Origin of the sequence: Microlunatus parietis (genome assembly GCF_013407955.1) — a bacterium.
GTDB classification, from domain to species: domain Bacteria; phylum Actinomycetota; class Actinomycetes; order Propionibacteriales; family Propionibacteriaceae; genus Microlunatus; species Microlunatus parietis.
The window spans coordinates 1,850,767-1,871,078 of sequence record NZ_JACCBU010000001.1 but is presented as its reverse complement, the minus strand read 5'-3'; the positions used below and the strand labels follow the sequence as shown (position 1 = coordinate 1,871,078).

17 protein-coding genes and 1 tRNA gene are annotated in these 20,312 nt (G+C 69.9%); 11 read left to right on the top strand and 7 right to left on the bottom strand.

All coding sequences use genetic code 11. From position 1 onward, the window contains the following. The first annotated feature begins 19 nt into the window (after nt 1-19). Nucleotides 20-793, top strand: coding sequence for a glucosamine-6-phosphate deaminase (locus BKA15_RS08950; RefSeq protein WP_218871152.1), 774 nt, complete (start codon nt 20-22; stop codon nt 791-793). 83 nt (nt 794-876) lie between these two features. Here BKA15_RS08950 and BKA15_RS08945 read toward each other — a convergent pair whose 3' ends face one another. Continuing rightward, the gene (locus tag BKA15_RS08945; protein ID WP_179749978.1) at nt 877-1,857 is read right to left on the bottom strand and encodes a LacI family DNA-binding transcriptional regulator; all 981 of its coding nucleotides are present in this window, start codon (nt 1,855-1,857) and stop codon (nt 877-879) included. A gap of 161 nt (nt 1,858-2,018) precedes the next feature. On the opposite strand from BKA15_RS08945, the gene BKA15_RS37480 reads away from it, so the two are divergent. The 7 genes from BKA15_RS37480 (at nt 2,019) to BKA15_RS08910 (ending at nt 12,388) form a co-directional block, all read left to right on the top strand. After that, nucleotides 2,019-3,293 carry a Gfo/Idh/MocA family protein gene (locus tag BKA15_RS37480; RefSeq protein WP_179749977.1) on the top strand — a complete coding sequence of 425 codons (1,275 nt, stop codon included), beginning with the start codon at nt 2,019-2,021 and terminating at the stop codon, nt 3,291-3,293. A 73-nt stretch (nt 3,294-3,366) separates the two neighbouring features. Beyond that, nucleotides 3,367-5,316 carry an ABC transporter substrate-binding protein gene (locus BKA15_RS08935; protein WP_179749974.1) on the top strand — a complete coding sequence of 650 codons (1,950 nt, stop codon included), beginning with the start codon at nt 3,367-3,369 and terminating at the stop codon, nt 5,314-5,316. Continuing rightward, a complete protein-coding gene (locus BKA15_RS08930; RefSeq protein ID WP_179749972.1) occupies nt 5,316-6,308 on the top strand; it encodes an ABC transporter permease in 993 nt (330 codons plus the stop codon). Before BKA15_RS08935 ends, BKA15_RS08930 begins: the two co-directional genes overlap by 1 nt. Before the next feature lie 2 nt (nt 6,309-6,310). Then, a complete protein-coding gene (locus tag BKA15_RS08925; protein WP_179749970.1) occupies nt 6,311-7,423 on the top strand; it encodes an ABC transporter permease in 1,113 nt (370 codons plus the stop codon). Then, nucleotides 7,423-9,174, top strand: coding sequence for an ABC transporter ATP-binding protein (locus BKA15_RS08920; protein WP_179749968.1), 1,752 nt, complete (start codon nt 7,423-7,425; stop codon nt 9,172-9,174). The genes BKA15_RS08925 and BKA15_RS08920 overlap by 1 nt, the downstream gene beginning before the upstream one ends. Further along, complete coding sequence (locus BKA15_RS08915; protein ID WP_179749966.1) at nt 9,171-11,075, top strand: alpha/beta hydrolase family protein; 1,905 nt, start codon at nt 9,171-9,173, stop codon at nt 11,073-11,075. The genes BKA15_RS08920 and BKA15_RS08915 overlap by 4 nt, the downstream gene beginning before the upstream one ends. Continuing rightward, on the top strand, nt 11,072-12,388 hold the full coding sequence (locus tag BKA15_RS08910; RefSeq protein WP_179749964.1) for a Gfo/Idh/MocA family protein: 1,317 nt from the start codon (nt 11,072-11,074) through the stop codon (nt 12,386-12,388). Before BKA15_RS08915 ends, BKA15_RS08910 begins: the two co-directional genes overlap by 4 nt. Before the next feature lie 333 nt (nt 12,389-12,721). Here the strand turns inward: BKA15_RS08910 and mgrA are convergent, their stop codons facing one another. From mgrA to BKA15_RS08895, 3 genes are all read right to left on the bottom strand, one after another. Beyond that, entirely contained in the window at nt 12,722-13,783 is a 1,062-nt protein-coding gene (gene mgrA, locus BKA15_RS08905) for an L-glyceraldehyde 3-phosphate reductase (protein ID WP_179749962.1), read from the bottom strand. Between the two features lie 198 nt (nt 13,784-13,981). Further along, nucleotides 13,982-14,308 (bottom strand): DMT family transporter, encoded by a 327-nt coding sequence (locus BKA15_RS08900; protein WP_179749960.1) that lies wholly within the window; start codon nt 14,306-14,308, stop codon nt 13,982-13,984. A 2-nt stretch (nt 14,309-14,310) separates the two neighbouring features. After that, complete coding sequence (locus tag BKA15_RS08895) at nt 14,311-15,156, bottom strand: aldo/keto reductase (protein ID WP_179749958.1); 846 nt, start codon at nt 15,154-15,156, stop codon at nt 14,311-14,313. An 84-nt stretch (nt 15,157-15,240) separates the two neighbouring features. Here BKA15_RS08895 and BKA15_RS08890 point away from each other — a divergent pair, with 84 nt between their 5' ends. Continuing rightward, nucleotides 15,241-15,795 carry a TetR/AcrR family transcriptional regulator gene (locus BKA15_RS08890; RefSeq protein WP_179749955.1) on the top strand — a complete coding sequence of 185 codons (555 nt, stop codon included), beginning with the start codon at nt 15,241-15,243 and terminating at the stop codon, nt 15,793-15,795. Nucleotides 15,796-15,805: 10 nt separating this feature from the next. Here the strand turns inward: BKA15_RS08890 and ilvD are convergent, their stop codons facing one another. Further along, nucleotides 15,806-17,641 (bottom strand): dihydroxy-acid dehydratase, encoded by a 1,836-nt coding sequence (gene ilvD, locus BKA15_RS08885; protein ID WP_179749953.1) that lies wholly within the window; start codon nt 17,639-17,641, stop codon nt 15,806-15,808. Nucleotides 17,642-17,734: 93 nt separating this feature from the next. Between ilvD and BKA15_RS08880 the strand changes: the two genes are divergently transcribed. Continuing rightward, nucleotides 17,735-18,571 (top strand): helix-turn-helix transcriptional regulator, encoded by an 837-nt coding sequence (locus BKA15_RS08880; protein ID WP_179749951.1) that lies wholly within the window; start codon nt 17,735-17,737, stop codon nt 18,569-18,571. On the opposite strand, the gene BKA15_RS08875 is transcribed toward BKA15_RS08880, so the two are convergent. Continuing rightward, nucleotides 18,568-19,137 (bottom strand): TetR/AcrR family transcriptional regulator, encoded by a 570-nt coding sequence (locus BKA15_RS08875; RefSeq protein ID WP_179749948.1) that lies wholly within the window; start codon nt 19,135-19,137, stop codon nt 18,568-18,570. The two genes, BKA15_RS08880 and BKA15_RS08875, sit on opposite strands and share 4 nt — an antisense overlap. A 60-nt stretch (nt 19,138-19,197) precedes the next feature. Between BKA15_RS08875 and BKA15_RS08870 the strand changes: the two genes are divergently transcribed. Further along, on the top strand, nt 19,198-20,154 hold the full coding sequence (locus tag BKA15_RS08870; protein WP_179749946.1) for a DMT family transporter: 957 nt from the start codon (nt 19,198-19,200) through the stop codon (nt 20,152-20,154). On the opposite strand, the gene BKA15_RS08865 is transcribed toward BKA15_RS08870, so the two are convergent. Next, nucleotides 20,124-20,197: transfer RNA gene (locus BKA15_RS08865), tRNA-Leu, on the bottom strand. The genes BKA15_RS08870 and BKA15_RS08865 overlap by 31 nt on opposite strands. Nucleotides 20,198-20,312 lie beyond the last annotated feature (115 nt).

The following is a 20,312-nucleotide window of genomic DNA, read 5'->3' as shown; positions in this document are numbered from 1 at the left end:
CAAGACTAGAGGAGCTTCCGTGTCCCTGCCGACCACGACCATCATCGACCGGCTCGCCGTCGAGGTCCATCCCGACGAAGCCGCCATGGGAAACGCGGCCGCCGAAAGCGCGGCAGCGGTGATCAACTCCGCCCTGGCCGAGCGCGGGGCGGCCAGGGTCGTGATCGCGACCGGCAACTCCCAGTACGCCTTCACCGACGCCCTGGTGGGCCAGGACATCGACTGGTCCCGGGTGACCGTCTTCCACATGGACGAGTACGTCGGGATCGACGCCGACCACCCGGCCAGCTTCCAGCGCTGGATCAGGGAGCGGATCGAGGCCTTGCTGAATCCGGCCCGGGTGGAGTACATCCGGGGCCGGGGTGACGCCGCGGCCGAGGCCGACCGCTACGAGGCGCTGCTCCGCGAGGCCCCGCTCGACCTTGTCTGCATGGGAATCGGGGAGAACGGCCACCTCGCCTTCAACGAGCCGCACCAGGCCGACTTCGATGATCAACGCTGGGTCCGGATCATCACGCTGACCGACGAGTCGCGCCGGCAGCAGGTCGGCGAGGGCCACTTCCCGGACTTCGACAGCGTCCCCGCGACCGCGATCTCGCTGACCGTCCCCGCCCTGCTCGCCGCCACCAAGGTGCAGATCTGCGCCCCGGAATCGCGCAAGGCCGACGCCGTCCACGCGACCTTGACCGCCCCGATCTCGAACGCCTGCCCGGCCACCGTCCTGCGCCGGACCCCGCACGCTACCCTCTTCCTCGAGCCCGCCTCCGCCGCCAAGTTGGACTTCGTTCCCTGAGCCTGTCGAAGGGCCAGGCCGGATGTGTCCTTGCCCTTGCGCCTTGCTCAGGGAGCGTTGTGGCTTGGGCCCTTCCGGCGAGCTCAGCTCGGGGCGGGGCCGGTGGAACTGCGGACGACCAGGCGGGTCTCCAAGTTGACCACCTCGCCGGGCTCGGCGCCGTCGATCAGGGCGAGCAGGGCGTCGACGGCGGCGCTGCCGGCCTCGGCGCCGGGGACGTGGACCGTGGTCAGGGTCGGGTACGCCATCGCCGACATCGGGCTGTCGTCGACGCCGATCACGCTGACATCCTCGCCGGTACGGATGCCGCGCTCGGTCAGCCGGGCGATCACGCCGAGCGCGATCAGGTCGTCGTAGGCGATCACCGCGGTCGCCTCGCTGGCATGCACCAGGTCGGCGGCGTGCACGCCGGACTGCACCTGCGGCTCGAACGGCCCGAACTCGTGCAGCGTGATCGAACGGCGCCTGCAGGCGTGCTTGATCGCCTTCTGGCGTTGGGTGTTCGACCATGATCGGCGCGGACCGTTGAGGTAGGCGATCGACCGGTGCCCGAGTGCCGCGAGATGATCAACCGCCTGGTCCATGCCGTCGGCCGAGTCGATGATCACGCTGGTGCCGCCAGGGACCTCGCGGTTGATGAAGACCACCGGCTGCAGCGCGACGAGTTCGGCGAGCTGGTCCTGCGGCGTGCGCGGCGAGGCGATCAGCAGGCCGTCGGAGCGCTTACGCATCAGCCGGGCCCGTTGCAGCTCATCACCCGGACGCTCGTCGATGTCGGCGATCAAGATCGTCTTGCCCTTGTCGTTCGCCCGGGCCTGGACCGCCTTGATGATCGGCGGGAAGAACGGATTCGCGATGTCGGGCACCAGCAGGCCGATCAGGTCGGTCCGGCCCGCCGTCAGTGAACGCGCCGACTGGTTCGGCACATAACCCATCTCCTGGGCGATCTTGAGGACCCGCTCCCGGGTGGCCGGGTTGACCTTGTCGGGGTCCGACAGTGCGCGCGACACCGTCGAGCCGGACAGGCCGACGGCCGCGGCGACGTCCGCAAGTCTCACTGCCATGACGTTCCCTCCTGGGTTCCCATGCCGCGGCCACTTCTGCGGCACGGTGCCAGTCTGCTGCACGACGCCCCAATCTCGCGGTGTTTCGGTCGTGTTGCAGAACAGGCCGAAATCGTACCTGACATTGCAGCAAGCGCTTGCAGCATCTACGCTGGCCGATCATGGAACGGTCCACCGGAAGCAGCGAGAGCGAATCGGCCTGGCTCCGGCTCGGCGTGATCGGGTACGGGAATCGCGGCGTGATCGCCCAGCGGGCGGCCGAGCAGGACGGCCGGGCCGAGGTCACCGTGGTGATCGAACCCCACCCGGCCGGGCGGCGGCGTGCAGCCCGCGATTTCGATCCCGACCGGACCCGGGTGATCGACTCGGTGAACCAGTTGGCCGAGGATGAGGTCGACGCGGTCTTCGTGACCAGCCCCGATCATCTGCACGCCGAGCAGGCGATCGCGCTGCTCGAGCGGGGGATCGCGGTCTTCGTCGACAAGCCGTTGGCGATCACGTTGCCGGACGCGGACCGGATTCTCGCCACCGCGCACCGAACCGGCACCCGGCTCTACGTCGGGCACAACATGCGGCACATGCCGGTGATCAGGCTGCTCAAGTCCCTGATCGATGACGGCATGATCGGCGAGGTCAAGGCGGTCTGGTGCCGCTACTTCGTCGGTGACGGCGGTGATCGCTTCTTCAAGGACTGGCACGCCGACCGGAGCAAGGTCAACTCTTTGCTGCTGCAGAAGGCCTCTCACGATCTCGACGTGATCAACTGGTTGGCCGGCGGCTATCCGCGGCGGGTGGTCGGAACCGGTGGCCAGACCCTCTATGCCGGCATCGAGGATCGCCAGGACCGGTCCGAGCAGCTGGTCACCGACTGGCTCTCCCGCAAGGACAACTGGCCGCCGCTGGCCCAGCGCGGGCTGAACCCGGTGATCGACGTCGAGGACCTGAGCATGGTCCAGTTGTTGCTCGACAACGGCGTCCTCGCCAGTTATCAGGAGTGTCACTACACGCCCGACTACTGGCGCAACTACACGGTGATCGGCACCGAAGGTCGGCTGGAGAACTTCGGACTTGATCACTCGGGCGTGGTCCGGCTCTGGAATCGGCGCAGCGAGTACCGGGCGAACGGCGACCGGGAGTTCCCGATCCCGAACGTCGCCGGTGGCCACCACGGCGCCGACCCGGCGCTGTTCCGCGAGTTCCTCGCCTTCGTCCGGACCGGTGCGCCGACCGAGACCTCGCCGGTCGCCGCCCGGCAGGCAGTCGCTGCGGCCGCCTTGGCGACCGAGTCGATGCGGGACGGATCGACGCCGCGCGACGTGCCGGTCCTGTCGCCGGAGTTGGTGGCCTACTTCGACGGCGGCCAAGTTGCGAGAACGGACCATCTTGCAAAGAATGGGCTGCACTTGCAACAATCGTTTGCAGAGTTCGACCATTGATCGCCGACGACGCCGTCCGCGCCGGTGATCTCGCATCCCGCCCGGCAGCGCCGGGCTGGGTTCAGGAGGAGTCATGATCACTGGAAGCTCCCGTTCCCCGTTCGCCGGGCAGTCCCGGCGCGGGTTCCTCGGCACGGCGGGGATCGCCCTGGGTGCGCTGGCGGCGGGCTGCACCGCACGCGAGCCGTTGCCTCCGACCGACGGCGCCGGCGCGGCCGCGTTGGAGTCGCCGGTGCTGGTCGAGCAGGTGCAGGCCGGGAAACTGCCCGCGCTCGCCGACCGGCTGCCGAAGGTCCCGCAGGTCGTCCAGCCGGTGGCCGGCGAGGGCAAGCACGGCGGCACCCTGCACCGGGCCCAGACCGAGCCGACCGACAACGCCTCGGTCACCGCGTTCGCCTCGGCCGGGTTGATCGAGTGGAACTTCGAGGCGACCGGCCCGCAGCCGTCGCTCGCGGAGGAGTACACCCGCAGCGAGGACAACAAGATCTTCACCTTTGTCCTCCGGGAGGGCCTCAAGTGGTCCGACGGCGAACCGTTCGGCGTCGACGACCTGCTCTTCGCGTTCCAGGACTGGATCGGCAACAGCACTCTGGTCCCGGCGATCCCGGTCTGGTTCGCCGACGCCGACCAGAAGCTGCCCAAGATCACCAAGCAGGACGAGCGGACCCTGGTGCTGACGTTCACCCAGTCGTTCGCGCTGTTCGAGAAGTACCTGTGCCACCCGGCCGTCAGTATCCAACTGCTGAAACCGAAGCACTACCTGCAACAGTTCCATGCCGAGTACGCGGACCAGGCCGAACTCGAGGCGGCGACCAGGAAGGCCGGCTTCGACTCCTGGGATCAGTACTTCGCCGACCGGTGCAACCCGTGGACCAACCCGGACCTGCCAGTGCTCGGCGCCTACCGGGTCAGCAAGGCGGCCGGCCCGGGCGGCACGGCGACGCTGGACCGGAACCCGTACTACCACAAGACCGATCCGGCCGGCCGGCAGCTGCCGTACATCGACAAGCTGCAGGTGCAGGTGCTCGACCAAGCCGCGCTGGACCTGCGCGCGTCCAACGGTGATCTTGATTTCCAGGGCCACTTCCTCGGTTACAACACGACCCAGGTCTATCTGCAGAACGCCGACAGCAAGGGCTTCCGGGTGCTGCGCTGGAAGCCGACGGCAAGCCTGCTCGCGCTCGCGCCGAACCTGTCCCACGCCGACCCGGTGTGGCGGGAACTCTTTGCCACCAAGGACTTCCGGCACGCGCTGTCGTACGCGATCGATCGCGAGGAGATCAACCAGACCCTGCTCGGCGGGCTCGGCGTGATCAGGCAGCCGGTGTCCACCGAGGGCAGCCCGTACGGCATCGAGGGCGGTGGCACCACGGCGATCGAGCACGACCCGGACCGGGCCAACCAGCTGCTCGACGGCCTCGGCCTGGAGCGCCAGGGTGACCTGCGGCGGTACCGCGGCAAGCCGCTGGAGTTCACGCTGACGTACCTGGACAGCAACTTCGAGATCCCGCGGGCGGACGCCTTCAACCTGGTCCGCAAGCACTGGGCCGCCGTCGGGGTCAAGATCAACCTGCGGCCGGTGGACGACACGCTCTACCTGCAACTGCGGGTGTCCAACGACTTCGACATCGACGGCACCACGACACCCGAGGACGACTGGGACCTGGAGCCGGTCTGGTTCATCCCGACCTCGCCGAACAGTCACACGGCACCCGGGTACGGCATGTGGTACAACACGAGCGGCAAGGACGGCATCGAACCGTCTGCCGAGTTCAAGCAGTTGATCACCAACTGGGAGCGGCTGCGCACCGCGGCGACCGACGAGGACAGGATCGCGGCTGGTCAGGCGATCACCCAGCAACACCATGAGAACGTCTACGTGATCGGTCTGATGAAGCTACCGTTCAAGCCGGTGATCGTGAACACGTCGATCAAGGGCGTCCGCGAGGACGAGCCGAAGCTGTCCTTCTACTACGGCCGGGAGGGCATCACCAAGCCCGAGCAGATCTACTACGCCGACTGATGCTGCGCTTCATCGGCCTGCGGGTCCTGCACGCGATCCCGACCTTGATCGCGATCTCGATCGTCGCGTTCTTCATCATCCAACTGCCGCCCGGCGACTTCCTGACCACTCAGATCCAGGCGCTCGAAGCGCAGGGGGAAAGCCTGGACCCGGCGTTCGTCGAGGCGCTCCGGGCCCGCTACGGGATCGGCGAGCCGTTCTGGGTGCAGTACTGGAAGTGGATCAGCGGCGCCGTCCTCTACGGCGACTTCGGCCTGTCCTTCCAGTTCCAGCGGCCGGTCGCGGACCTGATCATGGAGCGGCTGCCGCTGACGTTGATCTTGGGCATTGCAACGCTGCTGGTCACCTGGCTGATCGCCCTGCCGGCCGGCATCTACTCGGCGATCAAGCAGCGCAAGACACCGGACTACGTGATCTCCGGGATCGGGTTCGTCGCGCTGGCCACACCGAACTTCCTGGCCGCGCTGCTGCTGGCGTTCATCGGCTTCCACTTCTTCGGCCAGAGTGTCGGCGGCCTGTTCTCCCCGGAGTACGTCGACGCACCCTGGTCGCTCGGCAAGGTCGGCGACCTGCTGGCCCACCTGTGGATCCCGGTGGCGGTGCTGGCGCTGGCCGGCACCGCCGGGATCATCCGGACCATGCGGGCCAACCTGCTCGACGAACTGCACAAGCCGTACGTGACGACGGCCCGGGCGAAGGGACTGCCGGAGTCGACGGTGATCGGCCGCTACCCGGTCCGGATCTCGCTCAACCCGTTCGTCTCCACCGCCGGCTGGCACCTGCCGCAGCTGTTCGACGGCGAGGTGATCGTCGCCGTCGTGCTGTCCCTCGGCACGGTCGGTCCGCTGCTGCTCGGCGCCCTCAAGTCGCAGGACATGTACCTGGCCGGCGGCATCATCCTCATCGTTGCGGTGCTGACCGTGATCGGCACGCTGCTGTCCGACATCCTGCTCGCCGTGGTCGACCCGCGGGTCCGGTTCGGGAAGGCCTGATCATGAGCGCAGTCGCCGAGGAGATCGGCCGGACCGTCGACCAGGTGGAGACCGCGTCGCAGTGGCGGCTGATCTGGTGGCGCTTCCGCAAGCACCGACTGGCGATGACCGGGGCGGTGGTCCTGATCATCCTGTACGTGGTCGCGATCTTCGCCGGCTTCTTCGCCCCGTACGCGAGCGGCAGCACTACCGCGACCAGCGCGTACCAACCGCCGCAGCTGCCCAGGTTCTCCGCGGCTGACGGCTTCTACGTCCATCCCAGCGTCGGCCGGACCGACCTGCAGACGCTGCAGCGGGTGTTCGACGTGGACACCAGCCGCAAGATCAAACTCGGCTTCTTCGTGCCCGGCGACGAATACCGCATCCTGGGCGTGATCCCGGGTGACCGGCACCTGTTCGGTCCCGTCGACGGCGGCCAGGGCTGGTATCCGCTGGGCGCCGACCGGACCGGGGCCGACCTGCTGTCCAAGATCATCCACGGGTCGCAGGTGTCGCTGTCGATCGGGCTGATCGGGGTCGCCGTGTCGCTCCTGCTCGGGCTGCTGCTCGGCGGCGTCTCCGGCTATTTCGGCGGCTGGGTCGACACGATCATCCAGCGGGTGATCGAGTTCCTGATGTCGGTGCCGACGCTGCCGCTCTGGCTGGGGCTGGCCGCGGCGATCCCACCGGGCCTGGGGCCGGTGCAGACGTACCTGTTGATCACCGTGATCCTGTCCCTGTTCGGCTGGACCAGTCTGGCCCGGGTGATCCGCGGCCGGTTCCTGCAGACCCGCGACGAGGACTACGTGCTGGCCGCGAAGCTGGACGGCGTGAAGACGCACCGGATCATCGCCCGGCACATGCTGCCGTCATTCACCTCGCACGTGATCGCGACGGTGAGCCTGGCCATTCCGGCGATGATCCTGGCCGAGACCTCGCTGTCGTTCCTCGGCCTCGGCCTGCGCGCGCCGGCGGTCTCCTGGGGCGTACTGCTGCAGGACGCGCAGAGTGTGCAGGCCGTGGCGACCACGCCGTGGCTGATGTTCCCGGGCCTGGCGGTGATCTTGGCCGTCGTCGCGTTCAACTTCGTCGGCGACGGGCTCCGGGACAGCGCCGATCCGTACGGGGAGAGTTGATGAGCACCGAGCTGGATCCGATCCTGCGAGTCCGTGATCTTCGGACCTCGTTCTTCACCGACCGCGGCGAGGTGCGCGCGGTGGACGGAGTGAGCTTCGACGTCCCGCGCGGCAGTACGGTCTGCGTGGTCGGCGAGTCCGGCTCGGGCAAGACCGCGATGGCCCGGTCGGTGCTGCAGGTGGTGGACCGGCCCGGCCGCGTGGTGTCCGGCTCGATCGACTACCGGGCCGAGGCCGAGGCGGCGCCGGCCGACCTGGCCGGGATGGATCCGCGAGGCCAGGCGATCCGCCGCATTCGCGGCAAGGAGATCTCGATGATCTTCCAGGAGCCGATGTCGTCGCTCAGCCCGGTGCACACGGTCGGCCGGCAGATCCTCGAACTGCTGACCGAGCACGAGGGCCTGAAACGGCGCGACCCGGCGGCCCGGGAGCGGGTGATCGACGCGCTCCGCGGGGTCGGCATCCCGCGCGCCGAGGAACGGATCGACGCCTACACCTTTCAGCTGTCCGGTGGCATGCGGCAGCGGGCCATGATCGCGATGGCGTTGATCACCAACCCGCGCCTGGTGATCGCCGACGAACCGACGACGGCCCTCGACGTGACCACGCAGGCGCAGATCCTCGACCTGCTGGCCGAGCTCAAGGAGTCCGCCGACCTGTCGCTGATGTTCATCACGCACGACCTCGGCGTGGTCGCGGAGATCGCGGACCGGGTGGTCGTCATGCGGCACGGCAAGGTCGTCGAGTCCGGGCCGGTCGATCAGATCTTCCACGACCCGCGGCACGACTACACGAAGGAACTGTTGTCGTCGCTGCCGCAGCGCGGCGACCGGGGGAACGGGCGGGCGGTGATCACTCCGCGCCGGGCGCCGGCCGCCGCCGAGGTTCGGCCCCTGCTCGAGGTCGACCGACTGTCGATGGAGTTCACCACCTCGGCCGGTCGCCGCCTCGGGCCGCGCCGGAAGACCGTGGTGAAGGCGGTCGACGGGGTCTCGTTCCAGGTCAGGCCCGGCCAGACGCTCGGCATCGTGGGGGAGTCCGGCTGCGGCAAGACGACGCTGGGCCGGACCCTGCTGCGTGCCTACCGGCCGAGTTCCGGCGCGATCCGCTACCGGGCCGAGCCGGACGCGGCGGTTGTTGATCTTGCCGGGCTGGGGGAGCGGGAGCTGCTGCCGTACCGGCGGCAACTGCGGATGATCTTCCAGGACCCGTACTCCTCGCTGAATCCGCGGATGACCGTGCAGCAGGTGGTGGCGGAGCCGTTGCACGCGGCGGGGGAGACCCGGCGGGACGTGCTGCGGGACCGCGCGGCCGAGGCGCTGCGCCGGGTCGGGCTGCGGCCAGACATGCTGAACCGCTACCCACACGCGTTCTCCGGCGGCGAGCGGCAGCGGATCGGGATCGCGCGGGCGCTGATCACCGGGCCGAAGCTGGTGGTCGCCGACGAGGCGGTGTCCGCCCTCGACGTGTCGGTCCGGACCCAGGTGCTGGAGCTGCTGGCCGAGCTGCAGCGCGAGCTCGGGCTGACCTACGTCTTCGTCTCGCACGACCTGTCGGTGGTGGAGCGGGTCTGCGACGAGGTGGCCGTCATGTACTTCGGCAAGATCGTCGAGCACGGACCGGCGTCGGCGATCTTCGCCGACCCGCAGCACGACTACACCAAGGCCCTGTTGTCGGCGGTGCCGATCGCCGACCCGGACGAGCGCGGCAGCCGGCAGCGGATCGAGTACCGGCCGGAGCCGGTCGGATGATCACCGATCCGCTCGCGGCGAGCCTGCGCGGGCTCGGCGGCTACCTGGACGCCGGAGCGCAGTGGCGCGATCATGTGTTCCGGCGTACGGAGAGCGAACTGCGCCGCTGGCACGCCGTCAACGACCGGCTAGCCACGTCAGCCGACGTGGCGGCGCGGCAGCGGGACATCCGGGCCGCGGCGGCGGAACTGCTCGGCGCCCCCGTTCCGGCCGATCCGCCGCCGGCCCGCAGCTCCGGCGTGGTCCGGATGCCTTCGTACCGGATCGAGAAGTTGATCATCGAGGCCGGTCCCGGACACGGGATCACGGCGAACCTCTACCGGCCCGATGATCTGGACGGCCCGGCCAGCGCGGTGTTGATCTTGTGCGGTCACGCCGCGGAGAGCAAGGCCTACCCGCAGTACCAGGCGGTGGCGGCCCGGCTGGCCCGGAACGGCCTGGTGGCGTTGGTGATCGACCCGTTCGGGCAGGGTGAGCGCCGGCAGTTCCCGGACCGGCCCGAGCTGGCCCAGCCGACGGCCGACCACCTGCGGTCCGGCGTCGCGTGCTGGTGGGCCGGCCGGTCCAGCGGCCGCTACTTCGTCCGGGACGCGGTGCGCGCCGTCGACTACCTGGCCGCCCACCCGGAGGTCGACCCGGCCCGGATCGGCGTCACCGGCAACTCCGGCGGCGGCACCCAGACCGCGCTGCTGATGATGATCGACGACCGGATCGCGGCGGCCGCCCCGGCGACGTTCCTGACCAGCCGCGGCCACTACCTGCGGACCGGGCAGGCCCAGGACGCCGAGCAGGTGATCATCGGCGGCACCGCGGCCGGTCTCGATCATGAGGACGTGCTGATCGCGATGGCACCGCGGCCGGTATTGGTGCTCGCCGCCGACTACGACTTCTTCCCGATCGAGGGGACCGTCGCCTCCGTGCAGCGGGCCGGCCGGGCCTATCGAATCCTGGGCGCGGCGGACCGGCTGCGGCTGCACCGGACCCGCGGCGGCCACGCCTATCATCCCGAACTCGCGCGGGCCGCCTGCGCCTTCTTCGTCGACCACCTGGGCGGTGATCGGGAGCGGCCGCTCGACGAGGCCGAACCGGAGCCCCTCGCTCCGGCCGAGCTGGCCTGCACGAGGACCGGGCAGCTGATCACCGACGGCGAGTTCACCGCGACGATCGAAGACCTGAACCGGGCCGAGACCGCGGAGCGGGTCCCGGACCGGGAAGCCTGGTTGCTCGAGCAGGTCGAACACGGCCGCGATCCGGCCGCGGACCCTTACCCGCGGTGGTTTCCGGCGACCGACCACGACCTCGGCGGTACGGCGGCGCGGGTCCGCCCGGTCTACTGGTGGTCGGAGCGCGACCTGGTCAACGCCGCGCTGTTGATCACCCCGGCCGACCGGCCGTACCGGTCATTGACGCTGGTGCTGCTGCCGGACGGCACCGCCGAGGCGGACCGGCACCGGGACCGGTTCGCGACCATGATCGCCGAGGACCGGGCGATCTTCGTGCTGGACGTCCGCGGCGTCGGCGCGCTCGCGCCGCACCCGATCGGGGCGCGGTTCCCGGATCCGGAGTCGGGCACCCGCTACCGGCTGACCTGCGACCTGCTCTGGCTCGGCGACAGCCCGATCGCCGGCCAGGTCTACGACGTCCGTCGCTGCCTGGAGTTGATCGCGAGCGACCCTGAACTCGATCATGGCGACCGGCCGCTGGACCTTTGGGGTGTCGGCTCAGCGTCCATGATCAGCGCCCTGGTGGCGCAGCTGGACCCGTCACGGTTCCGCACGGTCACCCAGAACGGACTCGTCGCGGCGACCGACCCGGCGGAGTGGCGGACCGTGCTGCCCGGCTTCGCCACGGTCTTCGACCTGCCCTGGCTGAGTGGACCGACGACCAAGGAGAACCCGTGACCGACCATCCTCGCTACGCCCTCTGCGGGCTGTCCAACCGGGCCATCGGCACCTTCGTCGGCGCCCTGCTCGACTCCGTCGTGCCGGGCCGGCCGGACGTGGAACGGGCGCCGGGCGAGTTGGTCGCGATCCTGGACGCCGACCGGGACCGGGTGGACCAGTTCCTGGCCCAGCAGGAGAATCCGGCGATCGCGGCGTACGGCGCCGACGAGTTCGACCGGATGATCACCGAGGCGCGGCCGGACCGGGTGATCATCGCGACCCCCGACCACAGCCACGCCGACTACGTGGTCGCGGCGCTCGGCCACGGCCTGGACGTGATCACCGAGAAGCCGATGACCGCGACGGCCGCCGACGCCGCCCGGGTGCTCGCCGCCGAACGGGACAGCGCCGGCACGGTCACAGTCACCCACAACGTGCGCTACACGCCGCGGCTGCAGCAGGTGAAGCGGTTGATCATGGACGGCGCCATCGGGCGGGTGCTCGGCGCCACTCTGGACTACCACGTCGACACCCGGCACGGCGCCAGCTACTTCCTGCGCTGGAACCGAACCCGGGCCGCCTCCGGCGGCCTGTCGGTGCACAAGAGCTGCCACCATCTCGATCTGGTCGACTGGCTGGTCGACGATCTTCCAGTCACCGTGTACGCCCGCGGCGGCCGCGCGTTCTACGGACCGGACAGTCCGCACCGGCCGCGGGACGAGCACGGCGCGCCGCTGACCGGCGACTGGCTGCGCGCCGCGGATCCGTACCAGCGGGCGCAGCAGGGCAGCGGGACCTTCCCCGACGATGATCACGGGCGGACCGGGCTGGCCGGGCTGAGCTACCCGGTGCAGTACCCGGACGGTCAGCCGTTCACCCTGTACGACGACGAGATCGACATCGAGGATCACTACACCGCCGTGATCGGCTACCGGGGCGGGGCGACGCTGGCGTACACGATCGACTTCTCGTCACCGTGGGAGGGCTACCGGCTCGGCATCACCGGCAGCCACGGCCGGATCGAGCTGGACTACGGCCATGATCGCGACGGCAGCCCGCGGCCCGGCACCGACCAGGTGATCGTGGACCCGCTGTTCGGCGAGCGGCGGCGGCTCGAGGCCGCCGCGGCCCAGGGCGGCCACGACGGCGCCGACGCGATCATGCGGCGGGACCTGTTCGTCGGCCCGACCGAGGAGTCCCGCCGGCTCGGCCTGGCCGCCACGACTGAACAGGCCGCCTACGCCGTAGCCGCCGGCGAGGCGATCTGGCGCTCCGCCCGGAGCGGCTCGGTGATCAACATCGCCGACCTGCTCGGCCACGACGTCCCCTGAGCCGAAGCCACCACGCTCCCTGAGCCGAAGGCCACAACGCTCCCTGAGCTTGTCGAAGGGCAAGGCTGGCTTGGCCCTTCGACAGGCTCAGGGCACAGTGTGGCGTCCCTGAGCCGAAGCCACCACGCTCCCTGAGCCGAAGGCCACAACGCTCCCTGAGCTTGTCGAAGGGCAAGGCTGGCTTGGCCCTTCGACAGGCTCAGGGCACAGTGTGGCGTCCCTGAGCCGAAGCCACCACGCTCCCTGAGCCCAAGCCACAACGCTCCCTGAGCTTGTCGAAGGGCAAGGCTGGCTCGGTCCTTCGACAGGCTCAGGGCACGGCGTGGCTCGTGATCATTCCTTCCGCGGCCCGGCGTTGACCTCGCCGGCCCGGGCGGACTTCCACAGGTCGACTCCGCCGTCAGCGGCGTACTCGTCGATCGCCTCGAGCTCCTCGGCGGACAGGTCAAGGTTGTCCAGGACCGCGACGTTCTCGTCCAGTTGCTCGACCGAGGAGGCGCCGATCACCAGCGAGGTGACCCGGGGGTCGCGCAACGCCCAGGCGAGGGCCAGCTGGGCCAGGGTCTGGCCGCGACGGCCGGCAAGATCATTGAGCCCGTTCAGCCGGCGCAGCATCTCGTCGGACAGCCAGTCCGGATTGAACGACTTCCCTTGCCTGGCACGGGAATCGGCCGGGATTCCGTTCAGGTAGCGGCCGGTCAGCAGGCCTTGGGCCAGGGCGGTGAAGCCGATCACGCCGAAGCCGAGTTCGCCGGCCGCGTCCAGCAGCCCCTCGGTCTCGATCCAGCGGTTCAGCATCGAGTAGGACGGCTGATGGATCAGCAGCGGGGTGCCGAGGTCATTCAAGATCGCGACCGCCTGCCGGGATCGCTCCGCGTCGTAGGAGGAGATCCCGACGTAGAGTGCCTTGCCCTGCCGGACCGCCGTGTCCAGCGCGGTCATCGTCTCCTCCAGCGGCGTGGTCGAGTCCAGCCGGTGCGAGTAGAAGATGTCGACGTAGTCCAGGCCCATCCGGCGCAGCGACTGGTCCAGCGAGGCGAGGACGTACTTCCGGGAACCGCCGCCCTGCCCGTACGGTCCCGGCCACATGTCCCAGCCCGCCTTGGTGGAGATGATCAACTCGTCCCGGTACGGAGCGAAGTCCTCCCGCATCAGCCGGCCGAAGTTGATCTCCGCGCTGCCGTAGGGAGGTCCGTAGTTGTTGGCAAGATCATGATGGGTGATGCCGAGGTCGAAGGCACGCCGGGCGATGGCCCGCTGCACCTCGAACGGCCGGTCGTCGCCGAAGTTGTGCCAGTAGCCGAGCGACAGCACCGGCAGATCGAGCCCGGACCGCCCGGTGCGCCGGTACTTCATCGTTCCGTCGTAGCGTTCCGGCGCGGCGACGTAGTTCATGGCGGCATGCCCTTTCCGTGGGAGAGACGGGCCCTAAGCTACTCCGCTGACTGATCCGGCCCGGCACCTGACCGGCGCCGAGGTCGTCGACCGGCTGCTCGGCATGTGCCAGGAGGCGCACCACGTGACAACTGGTGGGTGCCGGACCGGGCCCAGTGGGAGGACCCCGGCGTCTACACGCTGCTCCGCCGCGAGTGGTCAACCGGCCTCGGTCAGCCGCAACAGCGCCACGCCGCCGATGATCAAGGCGAGCGCAAGCCCGCGGACCACGGTGATCGGCTCGTGCAGCGCGATCATGCCGACGACGACCGTACCCACGGCGCCGATGCCGACGAAGATCGCGTACGCCGTGCCGACCGGCAGCGACCGCATGGCGAAGCTGAGTGTCAACAGCACCGCGATGGTGAGCACGGCACAGACGATGATCGGGATCGGCCGGGTGAAGCCCTCGGTGAGTCTGATGCTGTGGGCCCAGGCGATCTCCAGCAGGCCGGCGATCAACAGTGCGGTCCAGGCGACGGTCATGATCAATTTCCTTCGGTGAGTGCGTGCCGCAGCCGGTCGTCCAGGACGACGTCGGCGGCGGCGAGGTTCTCGGCCAGGTGGTCGGCCGAGGTGGTGCCTGGGATGACGACGAGGTTCGGGCTCCGGTCGAGCAGCCAGGCCAGGGCGAGGGTGGCCGGAGCGATCCCGGTCTCGCCGGCCAGGCGCCGCAGCGGACCGTCGGTCCGGAGCAGGGCGCCGTTCTCCAGCGGCCGGTACGCGAGGTAGGGGATCGACGCCTCGGCCGTCCGCGCCAGCACCGGATCCGGCTCCGCGGCACCGAACCGGGCCTGGTTCTCGACCGAGGCGACCGGTGTCAGCGCCGCGGCTTGATCGAACTGCTCGACCGTGACATGGGACAGGCCGAGCTCACCGATCAAGCCCTCTCGCTGGAAGTCGATCATGAGACTGAGCACGTCCAGGAACGGCGTCGGACCGCCGGGCAGATACCGGAAGTGCACCAGCGGCAGGCAGTCCAGCCGCAACTCGCGGAGGTTCTGCTCCACCTGCCGGCGCAGGGATTCCGGCGAGGTGTCCGGCCGGAAGCCGCCGTCCGGCGTCCGGGCCGCGCCGATCTTGGTCGCGATCACCAGCTCTTCCGGGTACGGAGCCAGGGCGCGGGCGACCAGCCGGTTGGCGACCGACGGACCGTAGTAGCCGGCGGTGTCGATCAATCGGACGCCGGAGTCGACGGCCGTGCGCAGCAGCGCCACCAGCTCGTCCGGGCGGTCCGGTTCGCCGAGCGCGTTCGGGCCGGTCAGCCGCATGGTGCCGTAGCCGACCCGGCCGACGGGTCGGCCGGCGAGCGTGATCATCGTGGCGTGAGTCATCGTCTGCTCCTCGAAACTAACTGGACATTGTGTCCACTTAGAACGATAGCTCATCCGGACAAGGTGTCCGGATAGGGTGTTGCCGTGACCAGACCCGAGCGGGCCGACGCCGCCGCCAACCGGCAGCGGATCCTGCGCGCGGCCGAGCGGCTGTTCGCCGAGCGGGGGCCGGACCTCACGATGGGAGAGTTGGCGGCCGAGGCGGGTGTCGGCCGCGGCACGCTGTATCGGCGCTATCCCGACATCGGCTCGGTGGCCACCGCACTACTCGATGATCATGAACGCGAACTGCAGCAGGCGTTGCTGTCCGGGCCGCCACCGCTCGGCCCCGGTGCCGAGCCCCGGCAGCGACTGGCCGACTTCTACGACGCGATGGTGGACCTGTTGGAGCGGCATCTGCCGCTGGTGCTCGGCGCCGAGGTGGGGCCGGCGCGCTTCCGTACCGGCGCCTATGGTTTCTGGCGCACGTTCGTCGCCACCCTGCTCCGCGAGTCCGGGATCCGCGACGACGCCCTGATCGACGCGCTGCTGGCCCCGCTCGCGCCCGAGGTCTACCGGTTCCAGCGGGAGGAGCGCGGCCGCACCCCGGCCCAGATCAAGCGAGCGCTGCGCCGCCTGGCCAACGTGCTACCGGAGTGATCATGGATCGTCAGAAGTCGCGGACCGCACCGCGGTCGGCCGAGGTGACCGTCGCCGCATACGCCCGCAGTGCCGCCGACACCGGGCGGTCCCGCGCCGCCGGACGATAGCCGCCCGCCGCCTCGAGCTCGGTCCGCCGCGCCTCGAGTTCGGCGTCCGGCACGTCGAGCGTGATCATCCGCCCGGCGAGATCGATCATGATCACATCGCCGTCCCGGACCAGGGCGATCGGCCCGCCGGCCGCCGCCTCGGGCGACACGTGCCCGATCGACAGCCCGGAACTGCCGCCGGAGAACCGGCCGTCCGTGACCAGCGCACAGGACGCGGCGAGTCCCCGGCCCTTCAGATACGCCGTGGGAAAGAGCATCTCCTGCATGCCGGGCCCGCCGCGTGGACCCTCGTACCGGACGATGATCACGTCGCCGGCCGTGATCCGGCCGGACAGGATCGCCTCGACCGCCTCCTCCTGCGACTCCACGACGACCGCCGGTCCGGTGAAACTCCACAGCGACTCCGGCACCCCGGCGGTCTTGATCACGGCGCCGTCGGGGGCGAGGTTGCCGGTCAGGACAGCGAGCCCGCCGTCCTGCGTATAGGCATGCGCACGGTCCCGGATGCAGCCGCCCGCCGGATCGAGATCGAGCTCGGGCCAGCGCGCCGACTGCGATCCCGCCGTCGCCGAACGGGCCCGGCCCGGCGCCGCCCGGAACAGCTCGACGGCCTCCGGCGACGCGCCCGGCCCGCGGACGTCCCACTCCGCCAGCCAGGAACCAAGATCATCGGAGTGGACGCTGCGCACGTCCCGGCGGAGCAGTCCGGCCCGGTCCAGCTCGCCGAGCAGCGCCGGCACGCCGCCGGCCCGGTGCACGTCCTCGATCAGGTACGGACCGTTCGGTGCGACCTTGCAGAGGCAGGGAACCCGGCGGGACAACGCATCGATCGCGGCCTGCCCGAAGTCCAGCCCGGCCTCGTGCGCGGCCGCGAGCAGGTGCAGCACCGTGTTGGTGGAGCCGCCCATCGCAAGATCAAGAGTCATCGCGTTCTCGAACGCGGCCGCGGACGCGATCCGACGCGGCAGCACCGAGTCGTCGTCCTTGTCGTAGTAGTGCCGGGCCAGCTCGACGACGGTGGCGCCGGCGCGTTCGTACAGCCTCCGGCGGTCGGTGTGGGTGGCCAGCGTGGTCCCGTTGCCGGGCAGGGCCAGGCCGAGCGCTTCGGTCAGGCAGTTCATCGAGTTCGCCGTGAACATGCCGGAGCAGGACCCGCAGGTGGGGCAGGCCTGCTCCTCGAGCCGGGCAAGATCATCATCCGACACGGTGTCGGAAGCCGAGTCCGCGATCACGCTGACCAGATTCAGGCCGGACCGGTCGGTGCCGTCGGCCAAGGTCGCCGAGCCACCCTCCATCGGCCCGCCGGAGACGAACACGGTCGGGATGTTCAGCCGCAGCGCGGCCATCAGCATGCCGGGCGTGATCTTGTCGCAGTTGGAGATGCAGACCAGGGCGTCGGCCCGGTGTGCCTCGACCACGTACTCGATCGAATCGGCGATCAAGTCCCTGGAGGGCAGCGAGTAGAGCATGCCGGCGTGGCCCATGGCGATGCCGTCGTCGACGGCGATGGTGTTGAACTCGCGCGGGATCCCGCCCGCGGCGGTGATCGCGTCACTGACGATCCGGCCGACCGGCTGCAGGTGGGTGTGGCCGGGGACGAATTCGACGAAGCTGTTGGCCACCGCGATGATCGGCTTGCCGAAGTCGGCGGCGGCGACACCGGCGGCTCTGAGCAGGGCCCGGGCGCCGGCCATCGAGCGGCCGCGGGTCACGGTGTCGGAACGAAGTGCGGGCATGCTCCCATTGCCCCACTCGGCGGGCCGGAGGAGAAGGCGGCGCCGCTGCTAGCAGTCCCAGTGATACCTACTGCGCAGTGATACCTTCCGCGCATGGACAGGGTGGGTGATCGGCGGCAGGAGTTGGCCGCCCTGCTCCGCAACCGGCGGGCGCAGGTGGCGCGGGCCGATCATGGTCTGCCGGACGCCGGTCGCGGCGGGCCGCTCGGCCTGCGCCGGGAGGAGGTCGCGTTCCTCGCCGGGGTCAGCATCACCTGGTACACCTGGCTGGAGCAGGGCCGCGAGATCAACCCGTCGCGGCAGGTGATCGACGCCATCGCGGCGACGTTGCGGCTGTCCGCCGTCGAGCACGCGTACGTGCTGACCCTGGCTGGCCTCACGCCCGACCCGCCGGACCTCGAGACGATCCCCGCCGAGCTGCCGAGCCACCTGCAGCGCCTGCTCGACGCGCAGCTGCCGGCACCCGCGTTCGCGCTGGCCCCGGACTGGACGATCGTCGGCTGGAACCGGGCCTACCTGGTGCTCTATCCCGGCGTGGATCGGCTGCCGCCCGGTGACCGGAATCTGCTGGTGTTGATCTTTACTGACGGCCGGGTGCGGCAGATGCTGCCGGACTGGTCGACGACCAGCCGGCAGTTCCTCGCCGAGTATCGGGCCGAGCACGGCGCGCAGTTCGGGCAGCCCGCCCAGGCCGCCCTGATCGCCCGGCTGTGTCAGGAGAGTACGGAGTTCGCGGCGGCCTGGGACCAGCACGAGATCGGCCGGTTCGAGACCCGCGAGCGCCGGTTCCGGCCACCGGGCCTGGGGGAGTTGATCTTCGAACAGCACCGGCTGGTGCCCGCGGACGCCCCCGGCCTGCAATTGGTGATCTACCTGCCCAACCCCGGCAGCGACACCGCAACCCGGCTTGGCGCGGCGCTGCGCGGTTAGCCCGCGATTCGGGCCACGGCCGCATCCCGGGCGGTCGCGAACGCGTCCGTGATCACGCCGATCCCGGATGTCACCAGTGCGCCCTCGTGCAGCACCATCAATTCCGCGCCGACCCGCTCCGGATCGCCGACCCCGGCGTCGGTCGCGAGGTCGGTGAGGAACCCGAGCATCCAGCGCTTCTGGTCGGTGATCACCGAGTACGCCGGGTGGGCGGGGTCGCTGATCTCCGCGTGCGCGTTGATCATGCTGCAGCCCTTGCCACCCCGTTCGTCGTGCCAGCCCGACGAGGCGTCGAACAGCGCCGCGAGCCGGGCGGCGGGGTCACTCCCGGCGGATTCCAGTCGCCCGTCCAGGAAGATTCGCCACTCGCGGTCGCGTTCGGTGAGGTAGCTGACCACCAGCCGCTCCTTGGAGCCGAACCGGTCGTACAGGGTCTTCTTGGTCACGCCCGCCCGCTCCGCGATCGCCTCCACGCCGACCGCGTGGATGCCTTCGGCGTAGAAGAGTTCGGAGGCCGCGCGCAGGATCGCCCGTGCCTTGGGAGTCCAGTCGATCAACTCGGTCATGTTGCCGATATTACACCGATCGGTATAGCCAGAATAAACCGATCGGTATAGCGTGAATGGATGGCTATACCGATCGGTTTACCGACGCGGGCCGGGTTGCTGACCGCCGGGCTGAGTCTGACCTTCGTGCTGTGCTGGTCGTCGGGGTTCATCGGCGCCAAGTTCGGCGGTGCTGAGGCCTCGGTGTTCACGCTGCTGCTGTGGCGCTTCCTCCCGCTGGGGCTGATCGTGGCGCCCCTGTTGCTGGCCGCGGCTCGGCCGGCCGGGCGCTCCGGACCGGGCGAGTTGTTGCGGCAGGCGGTGGTCGGGCTGCTGTCCCAGTCGGGCTACGTCCTCACGGTCTACGCGGCCATCTCCCTCGGGGTCAGTACGGGGACGACGGCGCTGGTGGACGGGCTGCAGCCACTGGTGGTCGCCGCGCTGGCCGGGCCGATTCTGGGGGTCACCGTCGGCCGGCGACAGTGGCTCGGCCTGTTGGTGGGTCTGACCGGCGTGGCCGTCGTCACCGTGGCCGACGCCGCCGATCCGGGCACCACGGCACCGCTCGGCGCCTACCTGGTGCCGTTCGCGGGAATGCTCTGCCTGGTCGCGGCCACCTTCGTCGACCGACGGGCCGAGCGGCCGATGCCGCCGCCGCGCGCGCTGGCCGTCCACCTGATCACCTCGGCGGTCGTGTTCGCCCTGCTCGCCGTCCTGACCGGCAGCGTGGTGCCGCCGGCCACGACGGGATTCTGGCTCGCGGTCGGCTGGCTGATCCTGCTGCCGACCTTCGGTGGCTATGCCCTCTACTGGCTGCTGTTGCGGCGGATCGGGGTGACCCGGGTGAACGCCCTGTTGTTCCTGGTGCCGCCGGTCACGACCGGCTGGGGCGTCGCGCTGTACGGCGAGCCGTTCACGTTCTTCACCGGCGCAGGATTGCTGCTCACCCTGGTGGCGACCGCGCTGGTGAACTGGCGCTCACGCCTGGCGACGGAGAGCGCCCCGGGTGCCCCCGATGGGATTCGAACCCATACTTGAGCGGGTTTAAGCCGCGTGCCTCTGCCGATTGGGCTACGGGGGCCGATCGCACGACCCACGCTGGCGTGCCGGACCATTCTGCCTGACCATCCGAAAGCTCCGCTCCTGGCCGGACCCCGATTGAGCGTCGGCTGCGGGAATCGGACTTGCGTGAGGCG